Genomic DNA, 15,318 nt, shown 5'->3' on the forward strand with positions numbered 1-15,318 from the left:
TTTGGTGGTGATTATATGTTTGAAAAAATAGATAGTAAAAAGAGATTACTTGACAGCAAAAGGCCGTTACCAGAGCATACTGTTAAAAGCATAAGGGAAAATTTATTGCTTGAATGGACGTATAATTCAAATGCGATTGAAGGAAATACGTTAACATTGATGGAAACCAAGGTTGTTCTTGAGGGGATAACGATTGGTGGAAAATCATTAAGGGAGCATTTAGAGGTAATTAACCATAGGGATGCCATACTTTATCTTGAAGATATTATTAGGAACAATGAGCCTTTAACAGAGTGGCAGATAAAAAATATTCACAGGCTCATTTTAAAGGGCGTAGATGATAAATATGCAGGGAATTACAGAGATCAGAACGTTATAATTGCTGGAGCGAAACACAAACCACCTGAACATTTTCTTGTAAAAGAAAAGATGGAGGAGCTTATAAACTGGTATAACTACGATGCACAAAAACTACATCCTGTTGAAAGAGCAGCAATGCTCCACATTATATTTGTTGGAATTCATCCCTTCATCGATGGGAATGGAAGAACATCAAGGCTTTTATTAAATTTTGAATTGATGAAAAATGGTTATCCACCTGTGGTGATAAGAAATGAAAACAGGGTGGTTTACTATGAGGCGCTTGACAAAGCACACACCACTGGTGATAATAGTGACTTTGTAAACCTTGTTATTGATGAGCTAAACAGGACATTAGATTTGTATTTGAGTTTGGTATGAAAACAAGAAAAAGTAAAACCATAAAGACTTCACTTGCATTATGCAGGTGAAGTTTTTTGTTCTAAATTTTAAACTGGTTTAATAAATAATAATGTAATATTTCTAAAAGGGGATGGTTATGAGGGATTTTATTGAAAGAAAAATGTTTGAGATTTACAATGACCTTATTAAAGAAGTTGACAAAAGGGATAACTTGTGTGACTTGAGGAGCTTGAGGTTTGACAATGAAAAGGCTCCAAACTATCATAATCCTTTAATTCAAATGCTTTTCCTACTGATATAACAGACTTTGAATTTCATATTAGGAATTTTTACAAATTAATTAATGATCTTTCAAATTACACTGAAAGGGCAGTAATAAGTATATTTGACGATTACAGAGGAGCATTATCAAGACTAAAAAAAGCTGGAATAAACTTAATTGAGGATGTTGAACATCATCCTAGATTTAGAAAATTTATCAAAAATATTGCCGAAATAGCTAAAACTAATAATCTTCAAATATATAGCTGTGCTGAAGAAATCAACATGGAAAGTGAAGGAATTTTACATGGAAAATGTATAGATGATGATTATATAAAAAGGGTTTTTGGAATTAACGTAGCCAACAAAAAAGATTCAGGGCAGCGTAAACAATGTGGATGTATTATGAGTAAAGATATTGGTGAATTTGATACCTGCCTTCATAAATGCCTATATTGCTATGCTAACCGTGCAGATTCTATAGTAGAAAAGAAAATTAAAGAGCATAATAAAAACTCCCCTTCACTTATAGGATGGCATGAAGTTGAGGAGGAAACAAATATAAAGCAAATCAGCTTTTTAGATTAATATTTTATTCCCTGTGTAAAATTACATTCTACACAGGGAATATTTTATGTTATAATTTTAAGAAAATTATGAATTTGGAGGGGTAGCATGAAATTTAAGAGCACAAGAAGCAACATCCTTGTTGAGCCATCGGAAGCATTAGTGAAGGGTATTGCAGATGATGGAGGCTTATTCGTTCCAATGGAATTTCCAGAGGTTGATTTAGAAGAAATTCTGAAAATGAATTATAAACAACTTGCTTTTTATATATTAAAAAAATATTTCACCGATTTTTTTGATGAAGAACTTTTACACTGTATAAACAATGCCTATGATGACAAATTCGATTCTCCTTTAATTGCTCCATTAGTTGAAAAGGGAAAGGTATCTTTTCTTGAACTATTTCATGGAAGGACACTTGCCTTTAAGGATATGGCACTTTCCATTTTCCCTCACCTTTTAAAAGTGGCATCTGAAAAAACAGGAGTAAGGGAGGAGATTGTAATACTTACAGCAACATCGGGAGATACTGGAAAGGCTGCACTTGAGGCCTTTAAGGATGTTAAAGGGGTTAAAATTATTGTTTTCTACCCTAAGGAAGGGGTAAGCCAGGTTCAAAGGCTTCAGATGGTTACTCAAGAGGGTAAAAACACATATGTTGTAGCAATTGAGGGTAATTTTGATGATGCCCAAAGGGCAGTAAAAGAGGTATTTAACGATAGGGGGTTTAACAGGGTTTTAAAAGAAAAGGGATATATTTTCTCTTCTGCAAACTCAATTAACATAGGAAGACTCTTTCCACAGATTGTTTATTATTTCTATGCATATATTACTCTTATCAGAAATGGGAGTATACAAAAGGGAGAAGGAATAAATGCAGCTGTTCCAACTGGAAACTTTGGCAATATACTTGCTGCCTATTATGCAAAAAAGATGGGGCTGAAAATTAATAGGCTCATATGTGCATCAAACCAAAACAACGTACTCTATGATTTTATCAAAACCGGGGTTTATGATGTGAGAAGAAAGTTTTATACTACAGTATCTCCTTCTATGGACATACTTGTTTCTAGCAACCTTGAAAGATACTTATACGATATATGCGGGAACGATGAAGAGCTGGTATGCCGCTTGATGAATGAGCTAAAGAGTGGGAAATATGAACTTCCAGAAAAATATAAAGACGAATTAAAGCTGTTTTATGCAGGTTACGCATCGGATGAAGATACTAAAAAAGAAATAAGAACTGTGCTTAATGAACTTGACTATTTAATTGATCCGCACACTGCTGTAGCATATCATGTGTATAAAAACTATGAAGAGGAGACAAGGGATGATTCAAGAACTGTGATTGTTTCAACTGCAAGTCCCTACAAATTTGTAAAAACAGTTTATGAAGCATTAACCAACAATAATGAAGAAAAAGATGAACTAACCTTAGCTGATAATTTAGGAAAATTTACAGGATATGAAGTTCCAAAGGCTATCAGGGAGCTGAAAGAAAAAAATATTATTCATACGAGAACTTGTTCAAGAGATGGAGTATATAGAGCTATAGAGGATATTTTAAACTTAAAGGGGTAGGTTGATATGATAAAGGTCAGGGTTCCAGCAACAACAGCTAATATTGGTCCGGGGTTTGACTGCCTTGGCATTGCGTTAAACTTATATTGCTATTTGGAGTTTGAAGAAATAGAAGAAGGTCTTTTAATTGAGGAATGTGAAGATGAATATTGCGATGAAAATAATCTAATATATCAGTCGATGAAGAAGGTTTTTGGAATGGTAAATTACAAACCAAAGGGAATAAGGATTAGGATAAAGAGTGATATCCCAATTTCAAGGGGGCTAGGAAGCAGTGCAGCCTGTATAGTTGGAGGATTGGTTGGAGCAAATGAAATTTCAGGAGGAAGACTTACTAAGAAGGAGCTTTTGGACATAGCAAATACTATAGAAGGCCACCCTGACAATGTAACTCCTGCTATGTTTGGGGGGATGACTGCCTCAGTATGTGAAAATAGCAAAGTTTATTTTACTAATATGAAGGTTTCGGACAAGTTTCATTTTTATGCACTTATTCCTGATTTTGAGGTCTCAACGGAAAAAGCACGTTCTGTTTTGCCTAAAACAATTAATTATAAAGATGCTGTGTATAACATAGGAAGGGTTTCTCTGCTAATTAATGCACTCATGAATGGAGATGAAAATCTTCTAAAAATATCATGCAAAGACAAGCTACATGAGGATTACAGAAAAAATCTTATTAATGATTATGACTACATCAAGTCAAGAAGCGAAGAGCTCGGCAGTCTTGCTGTATTTATAAGCGGTTCGGGTTCAACTATAATGGCAGTTACAGGCAGGGATAACAACGAACTTGAAAAAGACATGAGCAGCCTTTTAAAGAGCCTTAAGGATAATTGGAGTATAAAAAAGTTAAAGGTTGATTATGAAGGGGTGGTGATATTATAATTTTTGAACGCCATGAATATATTTATTAATAACCTAATAACTGCGGGGAGGGGTAAAAATGTTTAAAAATGCTATTGTTAAGAAGCCAGGGGAATCAATGATTTATGGCATTACAACTGCAAATCTTGGACAACCTGTCTATGAACTTGCTATAAAGCAGCATAAAAACTATGTTGATACATTAAAAAAGTGTGGGCTAGAGGTTGAAGTTCTTGAGGCGGATGAAAACTATCCAGATTCTTGTTTTATTGAAGATGTGGCTCTTTTGACAAAAAGATGTGCAATTATAACTAATCCAGGTGCAGAGAGCAGAAAGGGAGAAATTAAATCAATTCCAGATGTTTTGAAAAAGTATTACGAAAACATTGAGTATATCAAATCACCAGGGACAATTGAAGCAGGGGATATAATGATGGTTGGCGATACATTCTACATAGGACTTTCAAATAGAACGAATCTTGATGGTGCTAACCAGATGAAAGAAATATTGAGAAAATACGGATATGATGCAGTATTTGTTCCTTTAAAGGAAGTCCTACATCTTAAAACAGGGGTATCTTATTTAGAAAATAATAACTTATTAGTTAGCGGAGAATTTATAGAAAGTCCATTATTTGAAGGGTTTAACAAAATTATAGTTCCTCAGGACGAAGCCTATGCAGCAAACTGCATATGGGTAAATGGACATGTATTAGTTCCTGAAGGATTCTCTAAGACTAAAGAAGTGATAGAGAATTTAGGATACATTGTTGAAGTTGTTGATGTGTCAGAGTTCAGAAAGTTAGATGGAGGACTTAGCTGCTTGTCGTTGAGGTTTTAAAAAATAAGAACTTAATTTTAGAAGTGCCTGTGTGTAATACATTGGCACTTATTTATCTTAAAATTAAATTTTTTTATCAATTAAGGTATAGAGAGCAACGTTCAACGTTAATTTGAAGGATGATACAATTAAAATAATTAGAATTATACTTATAATATAATAAATATGAAAAAATATAACAATTTAAATGCATAAAAATATTAATTTTGGACAATATAACTTATAGGCAATAATATTGCACAAAAAAGTTGCAAATATAACCTATAAGTAATATAATATTGGTGAGGATTAAATATATGTATGTTATAGGCAACATTATCTATCCTGAACAATTTAATACCCACAAAATATTAATACACCAAAAGTGCCAAGAGGAGTTAATGGATATTCTTGAAAAAAGTGGATTTAAGCAAAAATTTAATAGCTTATATAGACAAAGATTAAAATTTTTAGAAGAGCGAGGAACGGAGTGTTATCAAAAATTTGATTGGTTTGAGATTTTAAAAAATACTAATGGATTATATGCGATGAGATTTAAAAGCCTAAAAAATTTAAGAATAATTTTCAAATTCACAGATGATAATAGAAAAAATATTGCCATATTATTATGTTCTTTTGAAGAAAAAAGCAAGAAAGATTATAAGGAAGCAATTGTTCAGGCTAATAAGAGGTTTGAAGAAATTAGTGATTTGTTGAGGTGAATAATAATGGGAAACAAGAAACTATCAAATGCTTGGGATTTTATTAATGAAACTGTTGATGAAGAGACAAAGGAAAGATTCGAATTAGACGATATTTTATATGAAATTGCGATGAAAATATTTGATTACAGGATGAACAAAGGATTAACTCAAAAACAGTTAGCTGAAATTTTAGGAATGAAGCAATCTATGGTTTCAAAACTTGAAAGCGGTGAGTATAATCCTACAATTGAACAACTCTGGAAGATATCTAAAAAACTTGGATGGAAATTAGATGTAGTTTTAGAAGAGAAAGATTTAGCTCAAGCTGATGTATGGGATGAAATAACTGTTCAGAATGAAGACATCAATACAGAATTTTTTGAAAAGTTGGTGAAAAATGCATGATTGATTCAAATAATATATTAGCTGATTTTCAGTTTGCTGGTAGTAGGGTTTCTAATTTTTCTCTTGAAACTAAGCAAGTCTCCAAAAAAAATGAAAGGGTTAACTTATCTTATGAATTTGATTACAATATCTTAAATATAGAAGAGGATGAAGAAAAGTTTTTTGGGATTATTGAATTTCTCGTTTGTGTAAAGGCAAAGGCTAAAAATTCAATTCTTTTCAAAATTAATTTGACTATAGAAGGTGCTTTTGTAGGAAATAAAGGAAAAATGAATAATGTCGATTTTGAAAGAATGCTCAAAATAAATGGAACTACAATGTTATCCCAACTTTCAAGATCTTATATTTTAAGTGTGTCGGCACTTTCGGGTATAAATCCGCCAGTTAAGCTGCCAATGATAAATATATTTTCCTTGGTAAAAGAGAAGGAAACAAAAGAGTCCTAGTTTTAGGGCTCTTTTGTTTCCTTTAAAATTTCAAAAACACCCATTTTTAAAACATTATTGTTGTGCTACTATATATTTGTAACAATTTTCAACTTAAGAAAAGTGGGGATGGAAATGAAAAATAAGATTGTTGACAATAGCAGCATTTGTCAGCAGGAAACGTTATTAAGCAAAATATACAAGAAAGGTCAAAAATTTGAATTATTACATAAGAAAAAGAAATAAATAAACCGACAAACTTATTGGGGGTGGGGAAATGGAAACTTTAATAATTATTCTTTTAATCCTTGTCGTTATACTTCAAATTATGCTTCTTACTAGGTCAAAAACAAATGGTTTCGATTCAAATTATTTTAAGCAGATGTTTGATTCTATGCAAAATAGGCTCGAAGGCACCTTCAGAGATGAGATGAGTAAAAACAGGGAAGAAAACAGCAAAATTTCATATCAAAACAGGCAGGAGATAGGGCAGAATATTTTAAATATGACTGATAGCCTTAATAGGCAGATAAGCAGTATTGGCAATCTTCAAAAGGATCAGCTCGAGATGGTTGTAGGAAAGCTTTTGGAACTTCTAAGGACGAATTCTGATGGTCTTGAGAAGATAAGGCAGTCAGTTGAGAATAAACTTCAGGTTATTCAAAATGACAATAATAAAAAGCTTGATGAGATAAGGGCAACAGTTGATGAAAAGCTACATAATACATTGGAGACAAGGCTGGGGCAATCGTTTCAAAATATAAGCGAAAGGCTTGAGGCACTTTATAAACAGCTTGGTGAGATGCAGTCTCTCTCTTCTGGTGTAAATGATTTGAAAAAGGCACTTACTAATGTTAAAACAAGAGGTATATGGGGAGAGATTCAGCTTGCAAATATAATAGAAGAGATTTTGACTAAAGAGCAGTATGATGTAAATGTAGCGACAAAGAAGGGAAGTTCAGAAAGGGTTGAATTTGCAGTAAAACTTCCTTCTAAAGATGAGGATAAAAAATATATATACCTTCCGATAGATGCTAAATTCCCACAGGAAGATTATCAAAGATTATTAGATGCACAGGATTCAGGTGATAAAGATGCTGTGGATGCTGCAAGAAAGCAGCTTGAAGTAAGGGTTAAGGGCGAAGCTAAGGATATTTATGAAAAGTATATTGACCCGCCAAATACAACAGATTTTGCAATTATGTTTTTACCAACCGAAAGTTTGTTTGCAGAGGTTGTAAGAAATACTGGGTTGATTGAAAATTTACAGAGAAACTTTAAAGTTGTTGTGACGGGACCAACTACAATAACGGCCCTTTTAAACAGTCTTCAAATGGGATTTAGAACTCTTGCAATAGAAAAAAGGTCAAGTGAAGTTTGGCAGCTGTTAGGTGCTGTTAAGACTGAGTTTGGTAAATTTGCTGACATTCTTGAAAAGACACAAAAGAAGCTTCAAGAGGCAAGCAATAGCATAGAAAATGCTGCTAAAAAGACAAAAACTATCGAGAGAAAACTAAAGAAGGTTGAGGAACTTCCACAGGAGGAGAGTCAAAGATTAATAGGAATTGAACTAACTGATGAGGATGATGAAGCAGTATAATAAATGCCAGCCTTTTTATGTTTTGATATTTTCTTAATGGCAATAAATATTATTTTTGTTTAAAATAAAAATGACGGAATTATAAAAGATTGGATGGGATAGGATGAAGAAGGCTGTTTTTAGTATTTTGTTTGCCGCGTTTGTTTTTAGCACCCTTGAGGTTGCAGGAAAATTAATTTCAGGTCAGCTTAATGCATTTCAGGTTACATTTGTAAGATTCTTTATAGGAGCTATCGTGCTATTACCATTTGCAATAAGGGATATGAAAAAAAGAGAACTTGTTTTGAAAAAGGATGATTTTGTATTCCTATTAATAGAAGGAATACTCTGTATTCCTGTTTCAATGGCTCTTTTGCAACTCTCGGTTTATTTTACAAAGGCCTCAACTGCGGCTGTTGTGATGAGCACAAACCCTATTTTTATGATTGTTTTTTCATATTTTATATTAAATGAAAGGATAAATAAAAGAACTGCAGTTTCAATTTTCATAAGTTTTGCTGGAGTGCTTTTTATTTTTAATCCGCTTAAACTGAGCTATGATATAAAGGGAATGTTAATTGCCCTTGCTGCCGCTGTTACATTTTCATTGTACAGTGTTCTTAGCAAAAAGAGAATTTCCGTATATGGTGGATATATTTTTAATTTTTTCAGCTTCCTTTTTGGAGATGTGGTGCTATTAATATTGCTTTTAATTTTCAGGGTGCCGATACTTAATGGTATTACAATAAAAAACATTCCTGTTTTAATTTATATGGGTATATTCATAACAGGGCTTGGGTATATTTTTTATCTTTATGCTATTGAAAAAATGTCAGCAGCAATTTCATCCTTTGTATTTTTAATAAAGCCAGCAATTGCACCACTTCTTTCTGTTTTAATTCTAAAAGAGCAAATTTCATCTAATGTTATTCTGGGGATAATGTTGATAATTCTTGGAACAATTTTTGCATTTGGGGATAAAATGAGGTGGCTTTATAACAAACATTGATGTAAAAAATTTTATTTTAGATGAAGAAAAAATAATAGATAAGGAGACAAGCAGATGACTTACTTTGCAATTATATTGATTATTTTATTAAACATTTATCTTTTCAAGAAAAACATAAATGTTGGAATCATAATGCTCATAAATGCACTATTTATTGCGGTATTAACAAAAATGCCTGTTAATTTAATTTATAAATCCATTTATGTAGGTGCTTTTTCTGAAAAGACTATTGACCTTTTGTTTTCACTGGTTGCCATAATGATAATTGAAAACATGATGAGAACAAGCGGCATGATTAGCAAGATGGTTGAGAGTCTTAAGATTTTGATAAATAATAAGCTTTTTTCTGCAATTGCACTTCCAGCTACACTTGGACTTTTGCCATCTCCAGGTGGTGCAAGGTTTTCCTGTCCAATGGTTGAGGAGGTTACAGGGGATGAGATTTCAGGTCTTAATAAGGCATATATAAACTATTGGTTCAGACATATGTGGCTGGATGGATTTGTTCTTTATCCTGGAGTAATACTTGCTGCAAAGCTAATCGATGTTTCTGTAATAAGCCTGTTTTTTCATCTAATAGTTTTCATTATTATATATGCCCTTGTTGGTGTATTTATGGTAAGGGAAAAGATGACAAGTCATGTTGAACATAGCAAGTCTGAAAAAAAGATAGCCATAATAGAATTTTTAATAGGCATATTTCCAGTTGCATTTATGATTATAACCTATATTGCTCTATTGAATTACACGAAATACGCCCTAAACATATCAGCTATAATGACAATATTGATTTTAGTATTATACAAAAGGATTAGCATGGAGAGATTTAAGGAAGTCTTAAAAGAGGCATTCAATGGTAAATATATTGTAATAATCCTGGGAGTTATGATATTTAAGGAGTTTTTGACCAATTCAGGTTTAGTTGCTGAATTTTCAAAGGCTGTTACGGAATATAATATTCCTAAGGAAGTTTTGTTTGTTATCATTCCTTTGATTTCGAATTTCTTTTTTGGCGTTACAGTAACATTTGTTTCGCTTACATTTCCAATTTTGATTTCCTTTGGGGTAGACCAAAATATATGGTATGCCGTTGCAGCCTTTGTTTCGGGATTTATAGGTGGAATGATAACACCCGTTCACCTTTGCAGCGTAATGACTGCTGAATATTTTGGCATAAAGGTAGACAAACTACTTATTAAGATTGCAGCATCGGCGGCGTTTGTCCTTGCAGGGGTTATAGGATTGCTGATTATATTATAAACCAAAATATTAGTGAAAAAAGTAATAATGCTGCAAAGTTATATATTGAAAACTTTAATAGATACTTTTTCTTATCCTGCTTATATTCATTTGCGTAAAATTTATATGAAATAACGCTGGCAAGTGATGCAATCAATGTTCCCATACCGCCTATATCCACTCCAAGAAGAAGCTCCTTGTAGTTGTGGCTAAAGCCTGATAGAAGTATGGCACATGGAACGTTGCTTATAAATTGGCTGAGTATAATAGAAGACAAATATGTTGCTTTAGGCCTTTTTAGTATACCTTCAAATATATTTTTAATAACTTCAAGGTTTGAAAGGTTACCTATGAATATAAAGAAGAAAACAAATGTAAATAAAAGAGCATAGTCTACTTCTTTAAACAGCTTTTTATCTAGCATTAAAGTAGATATAACTGTGATTGTGAATGCTATATAGTAGTTTATTATGTTGAATATGGATAAAATAATAATTGCGGACAGGGCAATGAAAATAATTGCTCTTTTGGGTTAATTTTTGTCTTCCTGGCAATTATTAGTGCTAATGGAACAAATGTTATAAGGGCAACATCGTTTGTGACAAACATAGAAAATATAAATGTAATTATTATTAAAACAATAGATACTTTTCTTTCGTTGCTGAACCTGTCAAGAATTTTTATTGAAACCATTTCCAATAGTTTTTGCTCTTCAAAGGCCTCAACAACAATCATAAGGTTAAAAAGTGAAATTAATACTTTAAAATCTATGTATTCTATTTTGGGAATTGAAATAAATGAAGTAATTATTGCAAGAAAAAAGGAAATCAATAAAACAACATCTTCTTTTGTTTTGTTAACGAATTGGTTAATCAACATAAATCCCCCTTTTGCAGTCTTACATACAACATTATATATCAATTTGAGCAAAGTTCAAATATTGCAAAGTAAAATAAACAGAGTTAAAATATATAGTGAGTGAATACTCACTTATGGAGGTGAGATTATGGATGAGAAGAATTTTAACGAATATAATCAGGAGGAGATGACTGAAAAGCAAATCAGAATTCTTGAAGCTGCAATCAAGGTTTTTTCAGAAAAAGGATTTGAAGGAAGTAGAACAAGCGAGATAGCAAAAGAGGCGGAAGTTGCAGAAGGGACAATTTTTAAATACTTTAGAACTAAAAAGGATTTGCTTTTAAGCCTTCTTTTTCCACTGTCGATTAAATTTTTAAAGCCATTTGTTATGAAATCAGCGGAAGAAATTATTGAAAGAGGAAAGGATAAGCCGCCTGATGAAGTTTTGAGAGAACTATTAATGGATAGATTAAAACTCATTAAAAAGAATATACCGTTAATAAAAACTGTTGCAATTGAATCATTTTACCACGATGAACTTTTAGAGCCTATAAAAGATAAAATAGCACCACAGGTAATAAATATACTTGATAATTATGTTGATGCACATAAAGATAATGGTGATTTTAAAGATTATGATACAAGGTTAATCTCAAGGTCATTAATGAGCATGCTTATGGGATATATTGTTTTATCGAGTATTTTACCTGAGTATTTTTCGCTGTATGATGACGAAGAGGAAATAAAAAAAATAGTTGATATTTTATTAAATGGTATAAAAAGATAGGGGGACTTTTTATGGACAAGAAGAAGTTTATTCCAATAGTGTTGGTGGTAGCTGTTTTATCATACTTAGGATATATTAAGATAATGGCTAAAGAGGCAAATGGAAATGTTTATTATGGAACTGTTGAGGCAGAGACGATAAATGTATCTGCGGAAACGATGGGGAAAATAAGTGAAATAAATGTTCAAGAAGGACAAACTGTCAAGTTGGGGGATTTAATTGCAAGTTTGGCAGGGGATGAGAGCAGGATAAAACTTGATATTGCAAATATAAATAAAGAAAACGCAAAAAATGAGCTTTCTAAATTAGAAGAAGGAAATAGAGTAGAGGAGATAAACGCACAAAGGGCGATTGTTAATCAAGCACAATCTCAGGTTAACCAAGGGGAAGCCCTTTTAAAGCAGGCAAAGAATAATCTTGATAGTGCAAAGATTAATTTAGATTATAGAAAGAAGATTTATGAAGATTATAAGAATTTGTATGATAATAATTCAATTTCTAAATATGAATTTGAGGCTGCAAAGAATCAATATGATTTAGCTAATGTAAATTATAAGAACGCTCTTGAGCAGGTTAACCTCGTTAAATCACAGCTTGAAGCATCTAAATTTCAGCTAAAGGCTGCTGAAGAGAGGCTTAACCTTTTAGTAAATGGTGCAACTGATAAGACAAAGCAAAGTGCAAAGCTTAACTTACAAAGTGCAGAAAAGTCATCAGAGCTTTCAAAGATAAATTATGATAAAAATAATATTACTGCACCTGTTGATGGCATTGTAGAAACTATTAATTTTAATAAAGGTGAGTTTGTAAATGTGGGAAGCCCGGTTGCAACTATTCTTGATATTAATAATGTTTATGTAAATATATATGTTCCTGAGAAGGCATTGCCGGAAATTAAATTAGGACAAGATGTTACTCTAAAGAGCGATTTTATAAAGGATAAAACTATTAAAGGAAAAGTTGTATATATTTCACCTGAAGCAGAATTTACTCCTATGAATATTGTTACAAAGGAAGATAGGACAAAGCTTGTTTTTAAAGTTAAGGTAAAAGTAGTCGATAATTTGGATTTAGTAAGGCCAGGAATGTTAATGGATGTTGTATTGGATTGAAGGTGATTATATGGAATTAGCGATTTCTATAAAAAATTTGACAAAGAAGTTCGGACATTTTACTGCAGTTGATAATATATCATTTGATATTCCAAAGGGAAAGATTTTTGGTTTTTTAGGGCCAAATGGTTCAGGGAAATCAACTACTATAAGAATGATATGTGGAGTTATAACTCCAACATCAGGCGGTGGAACAGTTCTTGGATACGATTTGAAAAAGGATTCAGAAAAGATAAAGCATAATATTGGATATATGTCCCAGAGATTTAGCTTGTATGAGGATTTGACTGTTGAGGAAAACCTTGATTTTTACGGGAGCATATACCTTCTTGAAAAGGATGAGTTAGAGGAAAGGAAAAAAGAACTTATTGAAATGGCTGGACTAAAGGGAAAGGAAAAGAGCCTTGCAGGGACATTATCGGGGGGCTGGAAACAGAGGCTGGCGCTTGGATGCTCTTTAATTCACAGGCCAAAGCTGTTAGTTCTTGATGAACCAACAGCAGGGGTTGATCCTGTATCAAGAAGGGAGTTTTGGCACCTTGTTAATGAGCTTGTAAAAGAAGGAATTACTGCACTTGTGACGACACATTATATGGACGAGGCATCGATTTGTGATATTATAGGATTTATTTATAACAGTAAGTTAATTACAATAGACACACCAGAAGGTTTATACAAAACACATGCTATGGATAACTTGGAGGATATATTTATTAAATATGTTAAGGAACTTTCAAATAAGGACGTGGTTTCTTCGTTTAAGGATATAAAGGCATCAAGGAATGGGGTTGAGTAATATGAACTTAAAGAGAATGTTTACTATTACTAAAAAGGAATTCATTCACATAAAAAGGGACAAGGCAAGCCTTGCAATTGCAATAATGATGCCCATAATGATGCTAATTTTATTTGGATATGCAGTAACAAGCGATGTAAAGAATGTGAAGCTTGTAGTTTATGATGAAGACAGAACGGTTGAGAGCAGGAATTTAATTGAAAAATATGCTAACTCTAATTATTTTAAGTTGTATAATATTGTAGATTCTTATGATGAAATTGAGAAGGCAATCGGGGCAGATGAGGCAAAGGTTGGGCTAATAATACCCTATGATTTTGCAAAGAGTATTAGAAGGGGAGAGACTTCTCAAATACAGATACTTGTTGACGGCTCGGACCCAGGGATTGCAAGGACAGCAGCAGCCTATTCTGTGATGATTGCAAACAACTATTCTTTAAAGGTTAAAGAGGTTGTATTGAATAAAATGGGACAAAAACTTGGAACAACTGCAATCGAGGCAAGAACATTGGTATTGTATAACCCGATGCTCAAAAGTGCTCTATTTAATGTTCCTGGTATAATAGGGCTTATACTTCAGAATATAACGGTAATTCTGACGGCTTTTGCTATGGTTCGTGAAAGAGAACGTGGGACAATTGAGCAGCTAATAATGACTCCTGTCACCTCACTTGAGCTTATTATTGGTAAGCTTATACCTTATGTAATTATTGGATTCATGGATTTTATGCTTGTATTAATATTGGGATATCTGATTTTTGATGTGGCAGTTAAGGGAAGCCTGTTGCTATTGATTTTATTTGGGACAATATTTCTGATAAGTGCCCTTGCTATGGGGATGCTTGTATCAACAATAGCCAAGACTCAACTGCAGGCAATGCAGGCAGCCTTTGCACTGCTCTTGCCAAGCATACTTCTTTCAGGATTCATATTCCCAAGAGAGTCCATGCCAATGATAATATACTACATTGGAAACATATTCCCAATAACATACTTCCTTGAAATATTAAGAGGTATCATACTCAAGGGAATCGGCATTGACCTTCTGTATAAGAACATGTTATATTTACTTGTATTAACTGGAATAATAGTATACATCACAATGCACAAATTCAAAAAGACTCTTGATTAATAGGTGACATTCACTTGATTTCTTGAGTTCTTGAATTGTTTGACAATTTAAATAGGAGGAAAAGTATGAGATTAAGGCATAAACCCTGGGCAAGACCAGAGCTTGAAGCGTGTGATTTTGTAATTATCAATCCAAAGGAATATAAGGGTAGGTGGAAGGATGCTTTTGGCAACGACAACGATATATATTTGGAGTTAGGCTGCGGAAGAGGTAAATTTATTTCTGAACATGCCCTTTTAGAGCCCGATATAAATTTTATTGGCATTGAGATAAAGGATGAGGTTATTATTTATGCTAAAAGAAGGGTTGAACAAGTATTTAAGGAGAAAAACAGTGAGGTTTCAAATGTAAGGCTTGTTGTTGCAGACATTGCCCATATCGAGGAAATGTTTGATAAGGATGAAATATCAAAGATATATCTTAATTTCAGCACGCCATGGCCAAAGAAAA

The 15,318-nt window shown here is 32.8% G+C and carries 19 protein-coding genes; 17 read left to right on the forward strand and 2 right to left on the reverse strand.

What is annotated here, in order from left to right; genetic code table 11:
• The first annotated feature begins 15 nt into the window (after positions 1-15).
• The 12 genes from ABG79_RS08580 (at position 16) to ABG79_RS08630 (ending at position 10,204) form a co-directional block, all read left to right on the forward strand.
• Positions 16-741, forward strand: coding sequence for a Fic family protein (locus ABG79_RS08580; RefSeq protein ID WP_057979061.1), 726 nt, complete (start codon positions 16-18; stop codon positions 739-741).
• Positions 742-859: 118 nt separating this feature from the next.
• Complete coding sequence (locus ABG79_RS12525) at positions 860-1,024, forward strand: hypothetical protein (RefSeq protein WP_160318231.1); 165 nt, start codon at positions 860-862, stop codon at positions 1,022-1,024.
• Positions 1,025-1,062: 38 nt separating this feature from the next.
• Complete coding sequence (locus ABG79_RS12270; RefSeq protein WP_242859324.1) at positions 1,063-1,572, forward strand: DUF1848 family protein; 510 nt, start codon at positions 1,063-1,065, stop codon at positions 1,570-1,572.
• 87 nt (positions 1,573-1,659) lie between these two features.
• Entirely contained in the window at positions 1,660-3,135 is a 1,476-nt protein-coding gene (thrC, locus tag ABG79_RS08590) for a threonine synthase (RefSeq protein ID WP_057979063.1), read from the forward strand.
• A gap of 6 nt (positions 3,136-3,141) precedes the next feature.
• On the forward strand, positions 3,142-4,023 hold the full coding sequence (gene thrB, locus ABG79_RS08595) for a homoserine kinase (RefSeq protein WP_057979064.1): 882 nt from the start codon (positions 3,142-3,144) through the stop codon (positions 4,021-4,023).
• Positions 4,024-4,081: 58 nt separating this feature from the next.
• Entirely contained in the window at positions 4,082-4,843 is a 762-nt protein-coding gene (locus ABG79_RS08600) for a dimethylarginine dimethylaminohydrolase family protein (protein WP_057979065.1), read from the forward strand.
• A gap of 296 nt (positions 4,844-5,139) precedes the next feature.
• The gene (locus ABG79_RS08605) at positions 5,140-5,544 is read left to right on the forward strand and encodes a type II toxin-antitoxin system RelE/ParE family toxin (protein WP_057979066.1); all 405 of its coding nucleotides are present in this window, start codon (positions 5,140-5,142) and stop codon (positions 5,542-5,544) included.
• 6 nt (positions 5,545-5,550) lie between these two features.
• Positions 5,551-5,931, forward strand: a complete 381-nt coding sequence (locus ABG79_RS08610) for a helix-turn-helix domain-containing protein (protein WP_057979067.1) — start codon at positions 5,551-5,553, stop codon at positions 5,929-5,931.
• A complete protein-coding gene (locus ABG79_RS08615; RefSeq protein WP_057979068.1) occupies positions 5,928-6,377 on the forward strand; it encodes a protein-export chaperone SecB in 450 nt (149 codons plus the stop codon). The genes ABG79_RS08610 and ABG79_RS08615 overlap by 4 nt, the downstream gene beginning before the upstream one ends.
• 256 nt (positions 6,378-6,633) lie before the next feature.
• Complete coding sequence (locus ABG79_RS08620) at positions 6,634-7,956, forward strand: DNA recombination protein RmuC (RefSeq protein WP_057979069.1); 1,323 nt, start codon at positions 6,634-6,636, stop codon at positions 7,954-7,956.
• 103 nt (positions 7,957-8,059) lie between these two features.
• A complete protein-coding gene (locus tag ABG79_RS08625) occupies positions 8,060-8,944 on the forward strand; it encodes a DMT family transporter (protein ID WP_057979070.1) in 885 nt (294 codons plus the stop codon).
• Between the two features lie 54 nt (positions 8,945-8,998).
• Positions 8,999-10,204 (forward strand): DUF401 family protein, encoded by a 1,206-nt coding sequence (locus ABG79_RS08630; RefSeq protein ID WP_057979071.1) that lies wholly within the window; start codon positions 8,999-9,001, stop codon positions 10,202-10,204.
• Here the strand turns inward: ABG79_RS08630 and ABG79_RS12795 are convergent.
• Together ABG79_RS12795 and ABG79_RS12800 are read right to left on the reverse strand one after the other, a co-directional pair.
• Complete coding sequence (locus tag ABG79_RS12795) at positions 10,194-10,607, reverse strand: transporter permease (RefSeq protein ID WP_341408861.1); 414 nt, start codon at positions 10,605-10,607, stop codon at positions 10,194-10,196. The two genes, ABG79_RS08630 and ABG79_RS12795, sit on opposite strands and share 11 nt — an antisense overlap.
• 44 nt (positions 10,608-10,651) lie before the next feature.
• Positions 10,652-11,062 carry an SLC13 family permease gene (locus ABG79_RS12800; RefSeq protein ID WP_057979073.1) on the reverse strand — a complete coding sequence of 137 codons (411 nt, stop codon included), beginning with the start codon at positions 11,060-11,062 and terminating at the stop codon, positions 10,652-10,654.
• Positions 11,063-11,189: 127 nt separating this feature from the next.
• On the opposite strand from ABG79_RS12800, the gene ABG79_RS08645 reads away from it, so the two are divergent.
• The 5 genes from ABG79_RS08645 to trmB form a co-directional block, all read left to right on the forward strand.
• Positions 11,190-11,828, forward strand: coding sequence for a TetR/AcrR family transcriptional regulator (locus ABG79_RS08645; RefSeq protein WP_057979074.1), 639 nt, complete (start codon positions 11,190-11,192; stop codon positions 11,826-11,828).
• Between the two features lie 11 nt (positions 11,829-11,839).
• Complete coding sequence (locus ABG79_RS08650) at positions 11,840-12,940, forward strand: HlyD family secretion protein (protein WP_057979075.1); 1,101 nt, start codon at positions 11,840-11,842, stop codon at positions 12,938-12,940.
• Between the two features lie 10 nt (positions 12,941-12,950).
• Positions 12,951-13,736 (forward strand): ABC transporter ATP-binding protein, encoded by a 786-nt coding sequence (locus ABG79_RS08655; protein WP_057979081.1) that lies wholly within the window; start codon positions 12,951-12,953, stop codon positions 13,734-13,736.
• 1 nt (position 13,737) lies between these two features.
• Entirely contained in the window at positions 13,738-14,868 is a 1,131-nt protein-coding gene (locus ABG79_RS08660) for an ABC transporter permease (protein ID WP_057979076.1), read from the forward strand.
• Positions 14,869-14,933: 65 nt separating this feature from the next.
• Positions 14,934-15,318, forward strand: a 385-nt coding sequence (gene trmB / locus ABG79_RS08665) for a tRNA (guanosine(46)-N7)-methyltransferase TrmB (protein WP_083490390.1), incomplete at its 3' end; no start/stop codon positions are given.

It is taken from the genome of Caloramator mitchellensis (genome assembly GCF_001440545.1).
GTDB lineage: Bacteria > Bacillota > Clostridia > Clostridiales > Caloramatoraceae > Caloramator > Caloramator mitchellensis.

What these genes read in the sequence shown, in the direction of transcription:
- ABG79_RS08580 (WP_057979061.1), top strand. Translation starts at nt 16, where the DNA reads ATGTTTGAAAAAATAGATAGTAAAAAGAGATTACTTGACAGCAAAAGG.
- ABG79_RS12525 (WP_160318231.1), top strand. Translation starts at nt 860, where the DNA reads ATGAGGGATTTTATTGAAAGAAAAATGTTTGAGATTTACAATGACCTT.
- thrC (WP_057979063.1), top strand. Translation starts at nt 1,660, where the DNA reads ATGAAATTTAAGAGCACAAGAAGCAACATCCTTGTTGAGCCATCGGAA.
- thrB (WP_057979064.1), top strand. Translation starts at nt 3,142, where the DNA reads ATGATAAAGGTCAGGGTTCCAGCAACAACAGCTAATATTGGTCCGGGG.
- ABG79_RS08600 (WP_057979065.1), top strand. Translation starts at nt 4,082, where the DNA reads ATGTTTAAAAATGCTATTGTTAAGAAGCCAGGGGAATCAATGATTTAT.
- ABG79_RS08605 (WP_057979066.1), top strand. Translation starts at nt 5,140, where the DNA reads ATGTATGTTATAGGCAACATTATCTATCCTGAACAATTTAATACCCAC.
- ABG79_RS08610 (WP_057979067.1), top strand. Translation starts at nt 5,551, where the DNA reads ATGGGAAACAAGAAACTATCAAATGCTTGGGATTTTATTAATGAAACT.
- ABG79_RS08615 (WP_057979068.1), top strand. Translation starts at nt 5,928, where the DNA reads ATGATTGATTCAAATAATATATTAGCTGATTTTCAGTTTGCTGGTAGT.
- ABG79_RS08620 (WP_057979069.1), top strand. Translation starts at nt 6,634, where the DNA reads ATGGAAACTTTAATAATTATTCTTTTAATCCTTGTCGTTATACTTCAA.
- ABG79_RS08625 (WP_057979070.1), top strand. Translation starts at nt 8,060, where the DNA reads ATGAAGAAGGCTGTTTTTAGTATTTTGTTTGCCGCGTTTGTTTTTAGC.
- ABG79_RS08630 (WP_057979071.1), top strand. Translation starts at nt 8,999, where the DNA reads ATGACTTACTTTGCAATTATATTGATTATTTTATTAAACATTTATCTT.
- ABG79_RS12795 (WP_341408861.1), bottom strand. Translation starts at nt 10,607, where the DNA reads ATGCTAGATAAAAAGCTGTTTAAAGAAGTAGACTATGCTCTTTTATTT.
- ABG79_RS12800 (WP_057979073.1), bottom strand. Translation starts at nt 11,062, where the DNA reads ATGTTGATTAACCAATTCGTTAACAAAACAAAAGAAGATGTTGTTTTA.
- ABG79_RS08645 (WP_057979074.1), top strand. Translation starts at nt 11,190, where the DNA reads ATGGATGAGAAGAATTTTAACGAATATAATCAGGAGGAGATGACTGAA.
- ABG79_RS08650 (WP_057979075.1), top strand. Translation starts at nt 11,840, where the DNA reads ATGGACAAGAAGAAGTTTATTCCAATAGTGTTGGTGGTAGCTGTTTTA.
- ABG79_RS08655 (WP_057979081.1), top strand. Translation starts at nt 12,951, where the DNA reads ATGGAATTAGCGATTTCTATAAAAAATTTGACAAAGAAGTTCGGACAT.
- ABG79_RS08660 (WP_057979076.1), top strand. Translation starts at nt 13,738, where the DNA reads ATGAACTTAAAGAGAATGTTTACTATTACTAAAAAGGAATTCATTCAC.